Here is a 17,666-nt window from a genome sequence, read left to right as displayed (position 1 = left end):
CGGCCGGTACACGCGGATCAGCGCGTACGCGCCTGGCGCGGTGATGGTGGTGGTGGGCGAGCCGGCGGTGCCCGCGGTGCGCACCGAGCAGATCTGCCGCTGTCCCGGGTAGTCCGTCACCGCCGCGTCCGCCGCGGGGCTTCCCGCCAGCACGGTGACGGTGGCGCCCAGGGCGGCGGCGCGCTCCCGGACCTGCCGCACGGCGGACGAGTCCTGCCCTTCCTCGATGCTCTCGGTGACGCGGGTCTCCGTGTCCTCGATGGCGATGGCCTGGAACGAGATGGTGTACGGATCGGCGCTGGCGCTGGACTGCAGCGGATAGCGGAAGGCGAAGGTCAGCGCCCCGGAGAACTGGTTGGTGTCGGTGGTGCTGGGCAGGGCGCGGCTGTCGGGCGTGGAGGGGTTCCGCACCACGAAGCCGTACGGAAACATCCCCGTGACCCCGGCCGGCGGTGTGATGGCCGCGATCTCGCTTTCCTCGAACACCTGCAGCACGTCGACGTCGGTGCTTCGCAGCCCGCCCACGTCCGTCAGCGACACCGCCCCCGCGGGCACCACCAGCGGCGCGATGGAGGCGCTTGCCGCCGTGCCGCTCTGCAGCGTAAGCGCGCTGAACGGCGTCCCGGCGATGGTGTTGCTGCGGGTCACCGGGATCATCGTAAGGTTGCCGATGTTCGCGCCCGTGCTGTTGCGCACCCGGTACGTGTACGAAATGTACCGTTGCCCGCCCTGTCCCCGCGTGCCGTGGGTGATGGAACCCGTCGACATGCTTTCGAAGATCACGCCGGAGCCCAGCGGGTTCAGCGCCTGCCCCGGCCCGGACGGCACCGCCGCCACGCCGGCGCGCATCTGCGAGGTGCCGATCCCCGTCAGGGTGAACTCGTACACCCCCAGGACGCGGGGCGCGGGCTCTGGCTGGGGCTGGCGGACCGCCGCGGTGGGGTCGTCCACGCAGGCGGCCAGCAGAAGGAGCAGCGGAAGGGAGCGGAGGAGGCGGGGGCGGGTCACGATGGCCCTCCAGGCAGGCTGCGGAGGAGGCGCGCACGATGGGGCGCGCCTCTGCGCGGCACAGGATAGGCGCCAAGCGGGCGCCCGTCAAGTCTGTTTATTCTTGATCAGAGCGTCCCGTTCGCGCGTATCTGCTACGGTCCCGAGGCAGGTCTGGAAAAACAAAAAGCGAGGGGTACAGAGGGGCTGAGAACAGCCAGAGGAGCAGAGAACACGGATCCTCTGTTCCTCTGGCTTTTGTCTGTCCCTCTGTACCCCCTCGCTTTTCCGGGTTGTCGCGCCGGTACTCAGTGATCCGCGCCGACCCGTTCACCCCTTCACCCCTTCACCCCTTCACCCTCCCGGCCTCAGGTGCTCGACCTTCACCGGCACCAGCTCCGCCAGCGCGTCGGCGACCAAGCTGCGGTGGCAGTGGGCGGGGTCGGCTTCCAGGCACAGCAGGCACACGCGCTTTCCCGAGCGCACCAGGTCCGCCAGCGCGTGCAGTTCCGCCTGCGATTCGGCGGTGGAGAGGTGGCGGAGGAAGATGGCGTGCATCTCGTCGTGGCGGCCGGCGCGGGCGGCGGCGCGGCCCTCCGCGGGCGTGCCCAGGCCGCGCAGGTGCAGGTAGCCGATGCCGATCTCCCCCACGTTGGCCGAAAGCTTCGTCTTCGCGAAGCCGGGGCGGCGCGATCCCGCCACCGCACGCACGTCCACCAGCAGCTCCACCCCCGCCTCCCGCAGCGTTTCCAGAAAGCGCGGCACGGTGGTGTCTTCGTATCCGATGGTGGCCAGCGTCGTCATCCCGTGCTCCCGGTCGAGTGGCTGTGCACGGCCTCAAGCAGGCCGCATCGTCCGCATCTTCCAATCACGTGCCACGTGCACGAACCCAAGCCTCAGGCGGAGACGCGGAGAGATCCGCCCTTACCTCATCTCCGCGTCTCCGCGTCGCTACGTGAGGCCTGTCTTTTTCGCCCGTTGGGGATGAGCCCGGTTTCGCGGCATCGCCCGTGCAAAAGGACCCCTCCACCGGCGCGCGGCGGCGGAGGCGGTTTGGAACCATTGGGAGGGGGAGGAAGAGGATGAAGGCACTTACCTGGCACGGACGCTCTTCGATCAAGTGCGAAGAGGTACCGGATCCCACCATCGAGGCCCCGACGGACGCCATCGTCCGCATTACGTCCACGGCCATCTGTGGATCGGACCTGCACCTGTACGACGGCTTCAACCCGTTCATGAAGCCCGGCGACGTGCTGGGGCACGAGCCCATGGGGATCGTGGAAGAGGTGGGAAGCTCGGTCAAGCGCATCAAGAAGGGCGACCGGGTGGTGATTCCCTTCACCATCTCGTGCGGCAGCTGCTGGTTCTGCCAGCACGACCTGTACTCGGTGTGCGAGACCACCAACCGCGACGCCGAGGTGGCTAAAAAGGTGATGGGCCACACCACGGCCGGCCTCTTCGGCTTCTCGCACATGAACGGCGGTTACGCGGGCGGCCAGGCGCAGTACCTCCGGGTTCCGTACGCCGACGTGGGCCCGCTGCGCATCGACAGCGACCTGCCAGACGAGAAGGTGCTGTTCCTGTCCGACATCTTTCCCACGGGGTGGATGGCGGCGCTGAACGCCGAGATCCAGCCGGGCGACACGGTGGCGGTGTGGGGGTGCGGGCCGGTGGGGCAGATGACCATCCAGAGCTGCTGGATGCAGGGCGCCGGACGGGTGATCGCCATCGACACGGTGCCCGAGCGGCTGGCCATGGCGCGCTCGGCGGGGCGGGCCGAGACCATCGACTTCAAGGAGACGGGGGTCTACGACGCGCTGATGGAGATGACCGGGGGCCGCGGCCCGGACCGCTGCATCGACGCGGTGGGGGCCGAGGCGCACGGCACGGGAAGCATCGACGCCGTCTACGACAAGGTCAAGACGATGCTGATGCAGGAGACCGACCGCGTGCACGTGCTGCGCGAGGCCATCATGTGCTGCCGCCCCGCGGGGACGATCTCCATTCCCGGCGTGTACATGGGCGTGGCCGACAAGATTCCCGTCGGCGCGCTGATGAACAAGGGATTGACCATCAAGACGGGGCAGACGCACGTGCAGGCGTACCACGACCAGCTGCTGACCCGCATCGAGAATGGCGAGATCGACCCGTCGTTCATCATCACGCACACGGTGCCCATCGACCAGGGCCCGGACATGTACAAGACGTTCCGCGACAAGGAGGACGGCTGCATCAAGGTCGTCCTCAAGCCCTGGGACTGACGGGTCGTCTCACGCGGAAACGTGGAGGGCGCGGAGAGAGATCTCCGCGCCCTTCGTGTATCCGGACGTCATCCGGATCCTGGGCCTGAAAAGATTGATCGTACAGAGGAACAGAGTCAGACAGAGGAAAAGCGTGGTGAATTGTCGGCTTGGTTCCTCTGTCTGACTCTGTTCCTCTGTACCCATAAAGGTGTTGTTTTCCCGGATTCGGTATCACACCAGATCGGGTGTCGCTCACCTCGATCGTGGGGTTGGCGGAAGGGTTTCCAGATCGCGCATCAGGTGGTGAGAACCGCTTGTTCTTGTGCGCTCCGGAGATGATCCCGCGATCCGCATCCCTCCCCAAAAAATTCTCATGGCCCCCTGCCGCATTTCCATCCCTCTCCCGTTCCCGGCGGTCTACGCTGGTTCGTGCCTCGTCGACCGGAGCGCCATGCCTCCGCTCACTTGAAATCCAACGGATGCCGGAGGAAGCGGCACGAGAAAACTCCGTTGACTCTGTTGACTCTGTGTGAGGCCAATCTTTTTGCGGATCCGCGATCACACAGAGTCAGCGACCGGATGCGGGAGTTCCGCCGCGCCTGCACCTGGAGGGCGTTCCACGCTCCGGGCGCCTTACGTTCGCGCGCCCAGGAGATACGCGGGATAGCCGACCACTTCGCGGGCCGTGGAGTACAGGTCGCGCAGCTCGAAGTAGCGCGCGTGGGCGGAGTACACGGGCGTGATGCCCACGCGCCGCATCGCCAGGCGGCAGCGGGGGATGTGGAAGTACTGCGAGACCACCACCACGCTGGACCACCCCTTCTGGCGCAGGATGGCGGCGGTGTTCGTGGCCGTGGCGCCGGTGGTCACGCCCAGGCTGTCCGCCACGATCCGGTCCGCCGGGATCCCCCGCTTCGCCAGGTACGACTTCATCACCGCGGCCTCGTCGAATCCCGACGCCCCGACTCCGCCGCTGACGATCACGTTCTTCACCACGCCGCTGTCGTACAGCGCGAGCGCCGCGTCCAGCCGCGCCGCCAGCCGTGGATGCGGTGTTCCGTCCGCCTTCACCTCGTTGCCCAGGACCACGGCCGCGTCGGCGGGGTGGACGTCGTCGCGCAGCCCGCTGAGGGCGATCAGCCCCGCCGCCGCCACGAACAGGCCGATCCCGGCCAGCACCGCCCGCACCACGATCCGTCTCAACCTCGGCATGGCTCGTCGATCGTCTCGAGCGGAAAAAGCGCGTGGCCCGCAGCGTCATCGTCCCCACGCGCGCCCGGTCTGCGGGTGACCCGGAACGGGGGATGTTACGTGGTGATCAGGACGGCGTCCATGCGGGGCTTCGGTTTGACGCAGAGGAGGCAGAGGAACAGGGAAAGGCGCAGAGAACTTCCGTGCGGTTCTCTGCGCCCTCTCGTCTTGACGCTGCGTCCTCTGCGCGGAAACCGCAGCTGGTGGTGATGCTGTTCGGAAAGAAGGTGGCGAAGCAGGCACAGGTTGACATCCAGCACTTCCCCGATCCGCCCGTCAACGCCCGGCTCAAGCCCGCGAAGAGCTGCCTCCTCCCGGCGTCGTCGTCGGCCGGCGGGATGTGAGTTCTTGTAACAACCTCACCAAAGACCATATATTCAGGTCACCATTTCTGAAGAGGAGCGGGAGATGAAGCGGACGCACAGCAAGAGGCGTTTCCTTTCGGAGCGGTTCCCCGGGCGGCGGATCATTCCCGCGGGTGAGTTCAAGCCCGCCTGCCTGAGCCTGATGGATCAGGTGCAGGAGACCGGAGTCGAGATCGTCATCACCAAGCACAATGAACCGGTTGCCAAGCTGGTTCCTGTTTCCGGCGAGCTGCGGCCCTTTGTCGGGCGTTCTCGAGGCGTGATCCGGATTTCGGACGAGGACCTGCTTGCACCGGTCGGTGAGGATTGGGAGGTCGATGCTGACCTCTAGCCTCACCGCCTCCGACCGGCTGGTGATGGATACACACGTATGGGTATGGGTGAGCGGCGAGGCTGCGGGACCGGATCGCCTTGCCTCCGCCGTCCTGACGCCGATCGAGGAAGCCGCCCGGGATCGGCGGCTTTTCGTTTCCGCGGCATCCGTGTGGGAAATCGCCCTGAAGGCCGAGCGGGGGCAGGCGCTGATTTCGGGAGACATGGACACGTGGCTGCGCGATCAGCGACAGTATCCCGGCGTGCGGGTGCTGCCGCTGGATGCGCGCATCGCGATGGACAGCACGCGGCTGCCTCCGTGGCGACGTGCGCGGGACGGGGCCGAACACCGCGATCCCAGTGACCGGTTCATCGTTGCGACGGCCCGGCGGCTGAACGCGGTGCTGCTTACGTGCGACGAAGAGATTCTCCATTTTTCGCGGCAGGGCCACGTTCGCGCATACGACGCTTGCCCCTGATGGGCGTGAGGTAAGGCGGGTTCCCTGAGTGGCGAGCGTTTTGCGCTCGGCGGCGCAGAAAACGCCGACGAACGGAGCCGGATGCCCGCAGACGCCCGCTACCTTCCCATCGAAGACCACGGCATCATCGGCGACCTGAACACGGTTGCGCTGGTGGGGCTGGACGGCGCCATCAGCTTCTTCTGCGCCCCGCGCTTCGATTCGCCCTCCGTGTTCGCCGCGCTGCTCGATTCCGAGCGCGGCGGCATCTTTCGCGTCGATCCCCGGCTGGGCCCTGACGCGCGCCGCAAGCAGCTGTACCTTCCCGACACCAACGTCCTCCTTACCCGCACCCTCTCGCCGGACGGCGTGGCGGAGATCAGCGACTTCATGCCCATCGGCGAAACCGAGGGCGTGCGGCGCATCGTGCGGCGGGTAAAGGCCGTGCGCAGCAGCGTAACGTTCACCCTGCGCTGCGCACCGCGCTTCGGCTACGGTGCCGTGGGACACCGCGCGACGGAGGACGACGGAGAGGGCGTCATGTTCACCCCAGACGACGCGGAGCGCGCGGGGCTGGCCTTCCTCCGCCTGCGCGGTTCCGTGCCGCTGCGAATCGTGGACGGCGACGCCGTGGCGGAGTTCGAGCTGGCCCACGAGCAGACGGCCACCTTCATCCTGGAAGCCGCCACCGAGGCGCACTCCGGCCCGCACGCCAGCCAGCGCTACGCCGCGGACGCCTTCAAGCGCACCGTCAACTTCTGGCGGGGGTGGATCGGAAAGAGCACCTACCGCGGCCGCTGGCGCGACGAGGTGAACCGCTCTGCGCTGGTGATGCGGCTGCTCTTTTCGCAGGAGCACGGCTCGCTGATCGCCGCCCCCACCTTCGGACTGCCGGAGACCATCGGCGGGGTGCGCAACTGGGACTACCGCTACACCTGGGTACGCGACGCCGCCTTTACCCTGTACGCCTTCATCCGCCTGGGGCTGACGGAGGAGACGGGGCGCTTCATCGGGTGGATCGCCGACCGCGTGCGCGAAGAGGGCGACGGCGTGCCGCTGCAGCCGCTGTACGGGCTGGACGGCGCGCACCAGGTCCCCGAGCTGGAGCTGGACCACCTGGAGGGCTACCGCGGCTCGAAGCCTGTGCGGGTGGGCAACGGCGCCGCCGTGCAACTGCAGATGGACATCTTCGGCGCGCTGATGGACTCGGTGTACCTGCACGACAAGTACGGCCAGCCCATGAGCTACGACCTGTGGAACACGCTGGTGAAGGTGGTGGACTGGGTGTGCGAGAACTGGCGCCGCCCCGACCACGGCCTGTGGGAGATCCGCCAGGCTGAGCGGCCGTACCTGAGCTCGCGGGTGATGTGCTGGGTGGCCGTGGACCGCGCCGTGCGCCTGGCGCAGCACCGCTCGCTTCCCGCGCCCATGGTGCGCTGGCTCGAGGTGCGCGACCAGATCTACCGCAGCGTGTTCGACGAGTTCTGGAACCCGAAAAAGAAGGCCTTTACGCAGTCGCCCGGCAGCGGCGTGATGGATGCCAGCGCCCTGCTGATGCCGCTGCTGCGCTTCATCAGCCCCACCGACCCGCGCTGGGTGCAGACCATGAGCGCCGTGCGGCGCGACCTGGTGCAGGACTCGCTGGTGCGCCGCTACGACGTGCGCGGCGGCAAGACCGACGGGTTCGCGGACGAGGAGGGCACGTTCACCATCTGCTCGTTCTGGTACGCCGAGTGCCTTTCGCGCGGCGGCGACCTGCAGCAGGCGCGCTTCGCGTTCGAAAAGATTTTGAGCTACGCCAACCACCTGGGGCTCTTTGGCGAGGAGCTGGGCCCCAGTGGCGAGCACCTGGGCAACTTTCCCCAGGCGTTCACGCACCTGTCCCTCATCAGCGCCGCCTACGACATCGACCGCCGCCTGGATGGCGCGGGGTGGGGGGCGTAGGGCTGGATTCGCCCGATCCGCCGGCGCCCCCTCCGGGCTCGCACCACTCGCCCACCTCCCCCAAACTGCTGGGGGAGGTTGGGGTGGGGCAGGGGATGGAGGCTCTTCGAAGGGGATCACGCTGGTGCCCGACGGGGGCCCCTCCCCCGGCCCCTCCCGCTCGTTCCTCGCCGAGAGGGGAGAATTCGATCCCGCTCTGGCTGGCCACAATTTGACCGCTTTCCCCTCAACCCGCCACGTGGCAGGCACTTGCCCCTGCCCGGCCGCCGCCAGTCCGCGAAGGCGGCCTTCGTGTGGTTGTTGCAGCGAATTCATTCGCCCTTGCCGCTGGAGTGCCCCGTCTTCTCGGGTAAGATCCTCCGCCGACGCAGATCGAGCCCTGTCGAACCGCCGTGAGCCCAGACCGACAACCAACCTCCCCCAGCAGTTTTGGGGGAGGTGGGCGCGTGGTGCGCGCCCGGAGGGGGCGCAGGCGGACGCAGGCCAGCGTCCTTCGAAGCGCCCCGTAATCAACCCCGGCCCGGATCTTGACCCTCCCTTTCGCGCAGTTCCCACTTCCGAAGCAGAGGCCACATGGACAACTGGAAACGCTGGCTCAAGATCGGCGCGCTGCTGGTCGTTGCCTGGTTCGTGCTGAAGATCGTGTTCAACATCGTCGGCTTTGCGGTGCACCTGCTGGTGATCGCCGGCCTTCTCTTCATCGTCTATTCGGTGGTGAGCCACTTCATGGGCGGCAGCCGCCGGAGGGTCTGAAGCGGGCAGGATCAAGTATCAAGTGCCCGGTGTCCAGCGGGTGGCAAGCACTGGGCACCAGGCACTTGGCACTTGATCCCTTGTACTTGGCACTGCTTTTCCATCCCCCATCGGCAGAGCACCCTTCCGGCACACCTCCCCCACGGAGCGCAACTCGTGCGTCTGCGGACGATTGCAGTCATCCTGGCCGCGGGATTCGCCTGCCTGGCGGCCCCGTCCCGTTTGGCGGCGCAGGACACTACGACCGTCGCGGGCGAGCGGTACCGCGCCGGGCCCCTGGTCCGCGCGTTCAACGGCGACGAGTACCGGGCGGAGTGGACCACGCCCCTCCGCGTCCCCTTTCTGAACCCCGCCACCTTCGCTGGCGGGCTCACCGTCCTGCAGGCCGGCGGCGGCCTGGCCACCGAGTCGCTGCGCATGCGCGGCGCGGACGGCCGCGAGTACGTCTTTCGCTCCGTGGACAAGAACGCCGAGCGCGGCTTGCCCGAGGACCTGCACGACAGCTTCATCGAGTGGATCGTCCAGGACCAGGTGAGCGTAAAGCACCCCGGCGCCGCGCAGGTGGTGCCGCCGCTGCTGCAGGCGGTGGGCGTGCTGCACGCGGTGCCGCGTCTGTTCGTGATGCCCGACCACCCGTTCCTGGGCGAGTTCCGCACGCAGTTCGCCGGCCGCCTGGGGCAGCTGGAGGAGCGGCCGGAAGATGCGGAGGAGGACGAGGACCAGCCCGGTGCGCCCCGGCCCGCGCGCGGCTTCGCGGACGCGGACCGCGTCGTGGGAACGCCGCGGCTGCTGGAGCGGCTGGAGGAGGACCCGGACGAGCGCGTGGACAGCCGCGACTACCTGACCGCCCGGCTCGTGGACCTGATCGTGGGCGACTGGGACCGCCACGCCGACCAGTGGCGCTGGGCGGGGTACGAGCGCGGCGACCGCTGGACCTGGCGCCCCATTCCCCGCGACCGCGACAACGCGTTCTCGGACTACGAGGGGGTCGCGTCCGCCACCGCGCGCGCCTTTGCGCCCAACCTTACGCGCTACGGCGCCGAGTGGCGCGACCTGCCGGGGTACCTGCACCTGTCGACGGAGCTGGACCGGCGGCTGCTGGCGGACCTGGACCGGCGCGCGTGGGATTCGGTGACGGCATCCGTCCGCGCGCGCATCACCGACCCGGTGATCGCCCGCGCCGTGCGCGAGATGCCGGCCGAGTACCAGCCGCTGGGCGCCCGCGAGATGGAGGCCGCCCTCCGTGCCCGCCGCGACCGGCTGGAGGAGGCGTCGTCGTTCTTCTACCGATGGCTGGCCAGCGACGTGGACGTGCGCGCCACCGACGAGGCCGAGCGCGCCGAGGTGGAGCGGCTGGCGGACGGGTCCGTGGACGTGCGGATCTTTCCCTCGCCCGACGCGCGCACGCCGTACTTCCGCCGCCGCTTCGTTCCCGAGGAGACGCGGGAGATCCGCATCTACCTGCACGGCGGCGACGACCGCGCCACGGTCACGGGAACGGCGCCGCGCAGCATCCAGGTGCGGCTCATCGGCGGCGGCGGGGACGACCGGCTGACCGACGAATCCGCGGCGGGCGGCGGGCGGATGCTGACGGTGTTTCACGACGACCGCGGCGACAACCAGCTTTCGCCCGGCCGCGAGGCGCGGGTGGACACGCGCGCGTACGAGCCGCCCGCGGTGCGCGCCTGGGGCAACCAGCCCACCCTGCGCGACTGGGGAAGCCACTTTGCCCCCGTGGCGCCGTGGGGCGCGTGGGTCAACAACGTGGGGCCGGTGATCGGCGGCGGGCCGGTGTGGACGCGCTACGGCTTCCGCCGGCAGCCGTACGCGCGGCAGGTCGCCGTCCGCGCGCTCTACGCGCCGCTGGAGGATGGATTCGGCGTGGAGGGGACCGCGGACTTCAAGCGGACGGGGACGGGCGGTGGCCTGCGGCTGGCGGGCGGCGCGCGCACCTTCCACGTCACCCGCTTTCACGGCTTCGGCAACGATTCGCCCGGCGAGGCGGAAGAAGAGTACGAGGTCACCAGCAACGAGGTGCGGGCCGAAGCGCTGTGGTACGGGCAGATGGGGCGCCGCGCCGCGTACGGCTTTGGACCGGTGGTGCGGTGGATGGACGTGCGCGATCCGGCGTTCACCACCATCGGCGGCGAGCCGCGCGGGGCGGACGGATGGATGGCGGCTGGCGCGATGGCGCAGCTGCACGTGGACGGTCGCGACACGCTGCCGGTGACGCACCGCGGATGGTGGCTGGGCGCGCGGGCGGAGGGCTTCGGCGGCGACATCGGCGCGTTCGGCTCGGTGGAGGGCGAGGCGCGCACGTACCTTTCGCTGGGCGTGGGGCCGATTCTCGCCCTGCGCGCCGGCGGGGAGCTGGCGCGCGGCGACGTTCCCTTCCAGGAGGCCGCCTTCATCGGCGGGCCGAGGTCGTTGCGCGGCTACCCGTTCCAGCGCTTCGCGGGCGAGTCGGCCGCGTTCGGCTCGGCGGAGCTGCGGCAGCCGCTGGGGCAGGTCAAGCTGCTGGTGCGCGGCCGGCTGGGCGTGTTCGCGCTGGCGGACGCGGGCCGGGTGTGGGTAGACGGCGACTCGCCCGGCGGCTGGCACACGGACGTGGGCGGCGGCCTGTGGTTCGAGACGCTGGGCTACGTCGGCACGCTTACGGTGGCGCGCGGGGACGTGACGCGGATGTACGTGGGGCTGGGGCTGCCGTTTTGAGGGTGAACGGGTGGACGGGTGAAGGGGTGAAGGGGTGAAGGGGCGGGTGTGTGCACGCCGGGATCCGTGCCGCGCGCCCGCCACGGGCTAAAGCCCGAGGCTGGAAATGCCATAAGCCCCGTCTCGGCTCGCTAGCGCTCACCGAACGGGGCTTCACCTGCTCGCATCCGGAGCGGCCGGCCCGCTAAAGCGGCCAGGGCGCGCACCGCACACTCCGGAGCCCCCAGCCGCGAAGGCGGCCTTCGTGTGGTTGTTGCAGCGAATGATGCCCATTGCGGATCTTATTCGGTGATCGCCGGGTTGCGGACGCGCAGGTGCTTCGGACGCCGTAGATAGCCGGGCCGCTGAGTCCGCGAAGGCGGACTTTGCGATTTTCCAGCGGCGAATTCATTCGCTCCAGCGGGCGGATGGGTCTGGATCTGCACCATCGCATTTCTCCGCGAGTCGCGCGGTTTGCGGGGGTGGTGCGGAGGGTAGGGAGGCGTCCCGGCGAGCATCCGGCTTGATCGTGCGGCTGGCCCGGTTCGTGAAGGATTTTCGCCGCGGGAAGGTACGGAACGGCGGTTGGCGTGGCGTGTACAGCAATTGCCCGTTTTCCGACGGCCGCCGCGCAGGCACGTCCCGCAGCAGCACCCTGATGCATCGCATGGAAGATCCCGGCACTCCCCCGGCAGAAGGCTCCATCGCCCGTCGCGCGGAGGCGATGGAGGCCGCGCCCCTGGACCGGCGCCGCAGCGTGGAGCCGCCGCGCGGGTCCATGAGCACCGGCCGGTGGATGTGGGAATGGACCAAGGCCATCAGCACCGCCATCCTCCTCTTCCTCGCCGTCCGCACCTTTCTGGTGGAGGCCTTCAAGATCCCCACGGGGTCGATGGAAGGCACCCTGCTGATCGGCGACTTTCTGCTGGTGAACAAGGCCGTCTACGGCGCCGAGATCCCGCTGACGGACCGGCGGCTTCCCGCGTTCAGCCATCCCGGACGCGGCGACGTGGTGGTGTTCCTGCCCCCGCACGACCCCCACAAGAACTACGTCAAGCGCATCGTGGGCGTTCCCGGCGACACGCTGGAGATGCGCGACAAGGTGCTGCTGCGCAACGGCGTGCGGCAGGACGAGCCGTACGCCCGCCACACCGACCCGCTGGGCGACCAGGCCGATCCCAAGATGCTGTGGCAGCTCGACTTTACCGTCGACACCACGCTCAGCATGCGCAGCTACCACCCCTCGCGCGACAACTGGGGGCCGCTGGTGGTGCCGCCCGGCAAGTTCTTCGCGCTGGGCGACAACCGCGACCGGTCCGAGGACTCGCGCTACTGGGGCTTCCTGGACGCGCACTCCGTCAAGGGGCGGCCCATGTTCGTGTACTACTCGTTCGAGCACGACCTGGCCAACGCCCTTCCCTGGCTTACCAGCGTGCGCTGGAAACGCATCGGCGAAGTCATCCGCTGACGGGGCACGCGTTTGGGGTGCGCCACCCGTCCCCGCGGTGGCCCAAAACAGACGTTTAAGGGTGGGAATTCACCTTACCCGGCAAAAGTTCCCTCGTGGGGGTTGACACCACACTCCCGCCTTTCCATGTTCCGTGCAGGTAAAAAGTCAGGTGCGGGATTGTTCGTCCCACCTCCCGGTTTCCGCGCTTGCCGCGCGATTCCCCACCGGGTTTTCACGCACCTACGGCACCCCCGCTTCCGTCTCCCGGAGCACGCCGATGTCGTTCAGCCCCGCCAAAAAAATCCAGGCCGAGTCCGAGTCGCTGGACCAGTACCTCCGCGAGATCAGCGCGTACCCGCTCATCGACCGCGAGGCGGAATGCCGCCTTGCCGGAAAGATACGCGAGGGCGACCCGCTGGCGCTGGAAGGGCTGGTGCGCGCCAACCTGCGCTTCGTGGTCGCCGTGGCCAAGAAGTACCAGAACCAGGGCGTATCGCTGGCCGACCTGATCAACGAGGGGAACATCGGGCTCATGCGGGCGGCCCGTAAGTTCGACGAAACCAAGGGGATCAAGTTCATCTCCTACGCCGTGTGGTGGATCCGGCAGGCCATCCTGCAGGCGCTGGCCGAGCAGTCGCGCATCGTGCGCGTGCCGCTGAGCCGCGCCGGGGCGGTGCACCGCATCGGCAAGCGCTCGTCGGCCATGACGCAGGAGCTGGGTCGCGAGCCCACGCTCACCGAGATCGCCAACGAGCTCGACGTCCCCGAGGACGAGATCAGCCACGCGCTGGCGATGTCGCAGGTGTACCTTTCGCTCGACGCCCCGCTGGTCCCCGGCGAAGACGGGCAGCTTCTCGACTACCTTTCCGACTCCCTTTCTCCCGGCCCCGACGACGAGGTCTACGACCACGCCCTCAAGCGCAGCATCGACGATGCGCTGGGGACGCTGTCGGAGCGCGAGGCCAAGGTGCTGCGCCTGTACTTTGGCCTGGGCGACACCGAGCCCATGACGCTGGAGCAGATCGGCGAGAACTTTGGCATCACCCGCGAGCGGGTCCGGCAGATCAAGGAAAAGGCGCTCCTTCGCCTTCGCCACCAGTCCCGCGCCCGCTTTCTGGAGACGTTCCTGACCTGAAGGCGGTTCCGCGAAGGATATCGAAAACCCTCTCCCGCTCGCCGGGGGAGGGTTTTGGTTTGTGGCTGGGGCGGGGATGGGTGATGGTGGCCGGTTCAGGGCCCGCCAAGCCCGGGCGAATGAATTCGCGGCTGGGAAAACGCGATGTCCGCCTGCGCGGACGGGTGTGGGGTGGATGGAGGTGTCCGTGCGCACCCCAGGCAGTTGAAGCCCCGCGCAGTTTGCGGGGCTTTCCGCTGTCGTTGCGGCGAGTTCACTCGCTCCCGCCGGGATCTGTCCCGCGCACCGGTTGCCCCGGCCCGCGCATCCTTCCTACATTGGCGCTTCCGAGCCGAACTGCTACCGACCGACATCCGACGGATAGAACGATGGCCAAGACCTCTACCTTCGACATCACCTCGAGCGTGGACCTGCAGGAGGTCGACAACGCCGTGAACCAGGCGCACAAGGAAGTCGCGCAGCGCTACGACTTCAAGGGCGCCACGGTCGAGATCGAGTTCAGCAAGAAGGACGGCACTCTCAAGCTGCTGGCGGACGACGAGTACAAGCTCACCGCGCTGGTCGACATCATCCAGAGCAAGCTCATCAAGCGCGGCGTGCCCATCCGCAACCTGGACTACGGCACCGTCGAGCAGGCGTTCGGGGGCAAGGCGCGTCAGACCATCACCCTGGTGCAGAGCATCAGCACCGAAAAGGGGAAGGAGATCGTCAAGTCCATCAAGGAGGCGGGCTTCAAGAAGGTCAACGCGCAGATCCAGGACGAGCAGGTGCGCGTGACCAGCGCCTCCATCGACGACCTGCAGGCGGTGATCGCGCACCTCAAGAAGCAGGACTTCGGGCTGGAGCTGGCGTTCGGCAACTTTCGCTCGTAGACACGCGAACGCCCCCGCGCCCGGAAAGGACGCGGGGGCGTTCGATTCAAGAAGCGCCTAGTTGATGCCTTCGGTGTTGTCGCCCTGCGCGGAGTCCTGCCGGGCTTCGGCCTGCTCCTCGGCGGCCTCTTCGGTGTCGCCCGAGCGGGCTTCCTCGGCGGCCTCGTTGTTGTGGTCCTCGGCGTTGTCGTTGCACGCCGAAGCACCGGCCGCCAGCACCAGGCCCAGGAGCAGGGCAAAGAAGCGCTTCGTCATCAGGATTCCTTCTGCAGGATAGAATGACCAACTCGGACTCGCCGGGACAGGGCAAAAGCGCGGCCAACATGCCAGCCGCGGACCACAACGCGAACAGCCGCGCCCTCTTTCGCCGCGCCTGCGACATTACGCCGGGCGGGGTGAACTCGCCGGTGCGCGCCTTTCGCGGCGTGGGCGGCGACCCCTTCTTCGTCGACCGCGCGCTGGGGTCGCGGCTGTGGGACGCGGACGGCAACGAGTACATCGACTACGTCCTTTCCTGGGGCCCCATGATCCTGGGCCACGCGCACCCCGCCGTGGTGCAGGCCGTGGCACAGGCGGCGGCGCGCGGCACCAGCTACGGCGCGCCCACCGCGGCCGAGGTGGAGCTGGCCGAGGCGGTGCGCGGCTTCGTTCCGTCGATGGAGCGCGTCCGCTTCGTCAACAGCGGCACGGAGGCGACGATGAGCGCCGTGCGCCTGGCGCGCGGGTTCACCGGGCGGGAGATGATCCTGAAGTTCGACGGGTGCTACCACGGCCACGGCGACAGCTTTCTGGTCAAGGCCGGCAGCGGCGTAGCCACGCTGGGGCTGCCCAACTCGCCCGGCGTGCCCGAGGCGCTGTCGAAGCTCACGCTGACGGCGCCGTTCAACGACCTGGAGGCGGTGGAGACGGTCTTTCGCGCGCACCCCGGCCGCATCGCCTGCGTGATCCTGGAGCCGGTGGTGGGGAACGCCGGCTTCATCGCGCCGGACGACGGGTTCCTGGAGGGGCTGCGGCGGATCACGGACGCGGACGGCGCGCTGCTGGTGTTCGACGAGGTGATGACGGGGTTCCGCGTGGCGCCCGGCGGCGCACAGGAGCGCTTTGGCGTGCGCCCGGACCTGACCACGCTGGGCAAGGTGATCGGCGGGGGGCTGCCGGTGGGCGCGTACGGCGGGCGGCGGGACGTGATGGACTGGATCGCCCCCGTGGGCCCCGTCTACCAGGCGGGCACGCTCTCGGGAAATCCGCTGGCGATGGCCGCGGGGCTGGCGCAGCTGCGCGTTCTGCGCGAGGAGGATCCGTATCCCCTGCTGGAGACGCGGACGCGGCGGCTGGTGGAGGGGCTGCTGGCGAACATGGCGGAGCGGGGCGTGCCGGCCTCCGGAGGCAGCTACGGGTCGATGTGGGGCGTGTTCTTTGCGGCTGGCCCGGTACGCAGCTTCGACGACGCAAAGCAGGCGGACGTGGAAACGTTCCGGCGCTTCTACCACGCGCTGCTGCGGCGCGGCGTGTTCTTCGCGCCGTCGGCGTTCGAGGCCGGGTTCATGTCCACCGCCCACACGGAGCAGGATGTCGAGGAAACCATCTCCCGCGCACGCGAGGCCCTGGATGAGGCGCTGGCGTAGCGCCGCGGCCGTGCTGGCGCTGCTGGCCCCCGCCGCCTGCGCCCCGCGCGGCGCGCGTGTGCCCACGGTGCCCGTGGTCGTCATCCGCGACACCGTGGCGACGCGCCCCCCGCCGCGCGACACCGTCGTCATCACCCCCACGCAGCCGACGAATCCGCCGCCCGCGGCCAACGCGACCGCCGTGCGCGTGGGATTGATCGTGGACACCAGCGCGGTGGAGGTCACGTCCACGGGCGACTTCACCGTGCACACGGAGGACGGGCGCGAGCTGGGCCGGCTGCGCGGCGGGCAGACGCTGGCGTTCCGCGATGCGGGATCGACCGTGACCATGGAGTCGCGCGGCGGGCCCGCGGGAAGCGCCATGCAGCCGCCCGCCGGCGTGGCCGGCGCGGGGCTGCGGCCGCCGCTCATCGTCCGTCCGGCGGCGGCGGGCGGCACGCTTTCCGTGCGCGGCAACGCGTACCGCGGCGAGCTGCGCATTCAGCAGGCCACCGGCGGCGGGTTGACGGTGGTGAACCGGCTGGACATGGAGACGTACCTGCTGGGCGTGGTGCCGCGGGAGATCGGCCGCTTCGAGCTCGACATCTACGAGGCCATCAAGGCCCAGGCGGTGGCGGCGCGCACCTACGCGGTCACGTACCTGGGCCGCCGCCAGCAGCAGGGCTTCGACGTCTACGCCACGACCGAGGACCAGGTGTACGGCGGCGCCGGCGCCGAGAACGAGACGGTGAACCGCGCCGTGCGTGAAACGGCGGGCGAGATCCTGACGTACGGCGGGCAGCCGATCACCGCCTACTATCACAGCACCTGCGCGGGGCAGACGGCGGCCATCGACGAGGTGTGGAACAACCCGCCCGTGCCGTACCTGGTGAGCGTGCGCGACGTGGACCCCAGCGGCCAGGCGTACGACCGCGTCAGCAGCCGCTTCAGCTGGACGGAGCGCTGGACGCACGAGCAGATGGTGAACGTGCTGAACCGCTCGCTGGCGGATTCGCTGCGCGGCCGGCGCATCACCCGCATCGAGGACATGCGCGTGCTGGAGCGCACGCCGTCCGGGCGCGTTCGGGCGATGCGGATCACGACGGACGCGGGCTCGTTCACGGTGGGCAAGGACCGCGTGCGGTGGTTCCTGGTGCCGATCCGCAACGGCAGCCCGACCGGCATCCTGAACAGCAGCAAGTTCGACGTGTCGCTCACTCGCGGCGGCGGACGCGTGACGGAGGTCGTGGCGACCGGCGGCGGATGGGGGCACGGCATCGGGATGTGCCAGGTGGGCGCCATGGGCCGCGCCCGCGCCGGCCAGGACTACCGCACCATCCTGCGGACGTACTACCCGGGAACGGAGATCCGCAAGGCGTACTGACGGGCCCTCCCCCGGCGGGCGGTAGTGGCGAATGAATTCGCTGCAACAACCACACGAAGTCCGCCTTCGCGGACTGGCGGCTGCGGGGCAGGGCCAGTGCCTGCCACGTTGCGGGCTGAGAGGAAGCCGGCCCACAGGCCGTCGAAGCACGATCGAATTCTCCCCTCTCCGTGAGGAACGAACGGGGAGGGGCCGGGGGAGGGGCACCCCGGCGGCG

At 69.1% G+C, this 17,666-nt stretch carries 15 protein-coding genes and 1 pseudogene; 12 read left to right on the top strand and 4 right to left on the bottom strand.

Annotated elements, in window-relative coordinates; all coding sequences use genetic code 11:
- Both VGC13_RS08270 and VGC13_RS08265 read right to left on the bottom strand, forming a co-directional pair.
- A pseudogene (locus VGC13_RS08270) lies at positions 1-1,008 on the bottom strand (hypothetical protein); the annotation flags it as partial.
- Positions 1,009-1,341: 333 nt separating this feature from the next.
- Complete coding sequence (locus VGC13_RS08265) at positions 1,342-1,791, bottom strand: DUF488 domain-containing protein (RefSeq protein WP_331124760.1); 450 nt, start codon at positions 1,789-1,791, stop codon at positions 1,342-1,344.
- A gap of 278 nt (positions 1,792-2,069) precedes the next feature.
- On the opposite strand from VGC13_RS08265, the gene VGC13_RS08260 reads away from it, so the two are divergent.
- Positions 2,070-3,248 carry a zinc-dependent alcohol dehydrogenase gene (locus VGC13_RS08260; RefSeq protein WP_331124759.1) on the top strand — a complete coding sequence of 393 codons (1,179 nt, stop codon included), beginning with the start codon at positions 2,070-2,072 and terminating at the stop codon, positions 3,246-3,248.
- A 615-nt stretch (positions 3,249-3,863) separates the two neighbouring features.
- Here VGC13_RS08260 and VGC13_RS08255 read toward each other — a convergent pair.
- Entirely contained in the window at positions 3,864-4,442 is a 579-nt protein-coding gene (locus VGC13_RS08255; protein ID WP_331124758.1) for a YdcF family protein, read from the bottom strand.
- Between the two features lie 242 nt (positions 4,443-4,684).
- Between VGC13_RS08255 and VGC13_RS08250 the strand changes: the two genes are divergently transcribed.
- The 9 genes from VGC13_RS08250 (at position 4,685) to VGC13_RS08210 (ending at position 14,461) form a co-directional block, all read left to right on the top strand.
- Positions 4,685-4,825 (top strand): hypothetical protein, encoded by a 141-nt coding sequence (locus VGC13_RS08250; RefSeq protein ID WP_331124757.1) that lies wholly within the window; start codon positions 4,685-4,687, stop codon positions 4,823-4,825.
- A gap of 64 nt (positions 4,826-4,889) precedes the next feature.
- Positions 4,890-5,177, top strand: a complete 288-nt coding sequence (locus VGC13_RS08245; protein WP_331124756.1) for a type II toxin-antitoxin system Phd/YefM family antitoxin — start codon at positions 4,890-4,892, stop codon at positions 5,175-5,177.
- On the top strand, positions 5,164-5,637 hold the full coding sequence (locus VGC13_RS08240) for a type II toxin-antitoxin system VapC family toxin (protein ID WP_331124755.1): 474 nt from the start codon (positions 5,164-5,166) through the stop codon (positions 5,635-5,637). Before VGC13_RS08245 ends, VGC13_RS08240 begins: the two co-directional genes overlap by 14 nt.
- Positions 5,638-5,718: 81 nt before the next feature.
- Positions 5,719-7,560 carry a glycoside hydrolase family 15 protein gene (locus tag VGC13_RS08235; RefSeq protein ID WP_331124754.1) on the top strand — a complete coding sequence of 614 codons (1,842 nt, stop codon included), beginning with the start codon at positions 5,719-5,721 and terminating at the stop codon, positions 7,558-7,560.
- Positions 7,561-8,133: 573 nt separating this feature from the next.
- Positions 8,134-8,313, top strand: coding sequence for a hypothetical protein (locus VGC13_RS08230; protein WP_331124753.1), 180 nt, complete (start codon positions 8,134-8,136; stop codon positions 8,311-8,313).
- Between the two features lie 156 nt (positions 8,314-8,469).
- Positions 8,470-11,025 carry a BamA/TamA family outer membrane protein gene (locus VGC13_RS08225; protein WP_331124752.1) on the top strand — a complete coding sequence of 852 codons (2,556 nt, stop codon included), beginning with the start codon at positions 8,470-8,472 and terminating at the stop codon, positions 11,023-11,025.
- Positions 11,026-11,662: 637 nt separating this feature from the next.
- Positions 11,663-12,472 carry a signal peptidase I gene (gene lepB / locus VGC13_RS08220; protein WP_331124751.1) on the top strand — a complete coding sequence of 270 codons (810 nt, stop codon included), beginning with the start codon at positions 11,663-11,665 and terminating at the stop codon, positions 12,470-12,472.
- Positions 12,473-12,731: 259 nt separating this feature from the next.
- Entirely contained in the window at positions 12,732-13,589 is an 858-nt protein-coding gene (locus VGC13_RS08215) for an RNA polymerase sigma factor RpoD/SigA (RefSeq protein WP_331124750.1), read from the top strand.
- A 368-nt stretch (positions 13,590-13,957) separates the two neighbouring features.
- Positions 13,958-14,461 (top strand): YajQ family cyclic di-GMP-binding protein, encoded by a 504-nt coding sequence (locus tag VGC13_RS08210; RefSeq protein ID WP_331124749.1) that lies wholly within the window; start codon positions 13,958-13,960, stop codon positions 14,459-14,461.
- 57 nt (positions 14,462-14,518) lie between these two features.
- Here the strand turns inward: VGC13_RS08210 and VGC13_RS08205 are convergent, their stop codons facing one another.
- Positions 14,519-14,716 (bottom strand): hypothetical protein, encoded by a 198-nt coding sequence (locus VGC13_RS08205; RefSeq protein WP_331124748.1) that lies wholly within the window; start codon positions 14,714-14,716, stop codon positions 14,519-14,521.
- A gap of 68 nt (positions 14,717-14,784) precedes the next feature.
- Here VGC13_RS08205 and hemL point away from each other — a divergent pair, with 68 nt between their 5' ends.
- On the top strand, positions 14,785-16,086 hold the full coding sequence (gene hemL / locus VGC13_RS08200; protein WP_349264192.1) for a glutamate-1-semialdehyde 2,1-aminomutase: 1,302 nt from the start codon (positions 14,785-14,787) through the stop codon (positions 16,084-16,086).
- Positions 16,070-17,449, top strand: coding sequence for a SpoIID/LytB domain-containing protein (locus tag VGC13_RS08195; RefSeq protein WP_331124746.1), 1,380 nt, complete (start codon positions 16,070-16,072; stop codon positions 17,447-17,449). Before hemL ends, VGC13_RS08195 begins: the two co-directional genes overlap by 17 nt.
- Positions 17,450-17,666: the final 217 nt, after the last annotated feature.

The sequence above is a fragment of the Longimicrobium sp. genome, from assembly GCF_036399255.1.
Classification (GTDB): Bacteria; Gemmatimonadota; Gemmatimonadetes; order Longimicrobiales; family Longimicrobiaceae; genus Longimicrobium.
This window is presented reverse-complemented; position numbering and strand designations above follow the sequence as displayed.

Bases quoted from the DNA above. Each gene is read 5' to 3' on its own strand.
- VGC13_RS08265 (WP_331124760.1), bottom strand. From the start codon at position 1,791: ATGACGACGCTGGCCACCATCGGATACGAAGACACCACCGTGCCGCGC.
- VGC13_RS08260 (WP_331124759.1), top strand. From the start codon at position 2,070: ATGAAGGCACTTACCTGGCACGGACGCTCTTCGATCAAGTGCGAAGAG.
- VGC13_RS08255 (WP_331124758.1), bottom strand. From the start codon at position 4,442: ATGCCGAGGTTGAGACGGATCGTGGTGCGGGCGGTGCTGGCCGGGATC.
- VGC13_RS08245 (WP_331124756.1), top strand. From the start codon at position 4,890: ATGAAGCGGACGCACAGCAAGAGGCGTTTCCTTTCGGAGCGGTTCCCC.
- VGC13_RS08240 (WP_331124755.1), top strand. From the start codon at position 5,164: ATGCTGACCTCTAGCCTCACCGCCTCCGACCGGCTGGTGATGGATACA.
- VGC13_RS08235 (WP_331124754.1), top strand. From the start codon at position 5,719: ATGCCCGCAGACGCCCGCTACCTTCCCATCGAAGACCACGGCATCATC.
- VGC13_RS08230 (WP_331124753.1), top strand. From the start codon at position 8,134: ATGGACAACTGGAAACGCTGGCTCAAGATCGGCGCGCTGCTGGTCGTT.
- lepB (WP_331124751.1), top strand. From the start codon at position 11,663: ATGCATCGCATGGAAGATCCCGGCACTCCCCCGGCAGAAGGCTCCATC.
- VGC13_RS08215 (WP_331124750.1), top strand. From the start codon at position 12,732: ATGTCGTTCAGCCCCGCCAAAAAAATCCAGGCCGAGTCCGAGTCGCTG.
- VGC13_RS08210 (WP_331124749.1), top strand. From the start codon at position 13,958: ATGGCCAAGACCTCTACCTTCGACATCACCTCGAGCGTGGACCTGCAG.
- VGC13_RS08205 (WP_331124748.1), bottom strand. From the start codon at position 14,716: ATGACGAAGCGCTTCTTTGCCCTGCTCCTGGGCCTGGTGCTGGCGGCC.
- hemL (WP_349264192.1), top strand. From the start codon at position 14,785: ATGCCAGCCGCGGACCACAACGCGAACAGCCGCGCCCTCTTTCGCCGC.
- VGC13_RS08195 (WP_331124746.1), top strand. From the start codon at position 16,070: ATGAGGCGCTGGCGTAGCGCCGCGGCCGTGCTGGCGCTGCTGGCCCCC.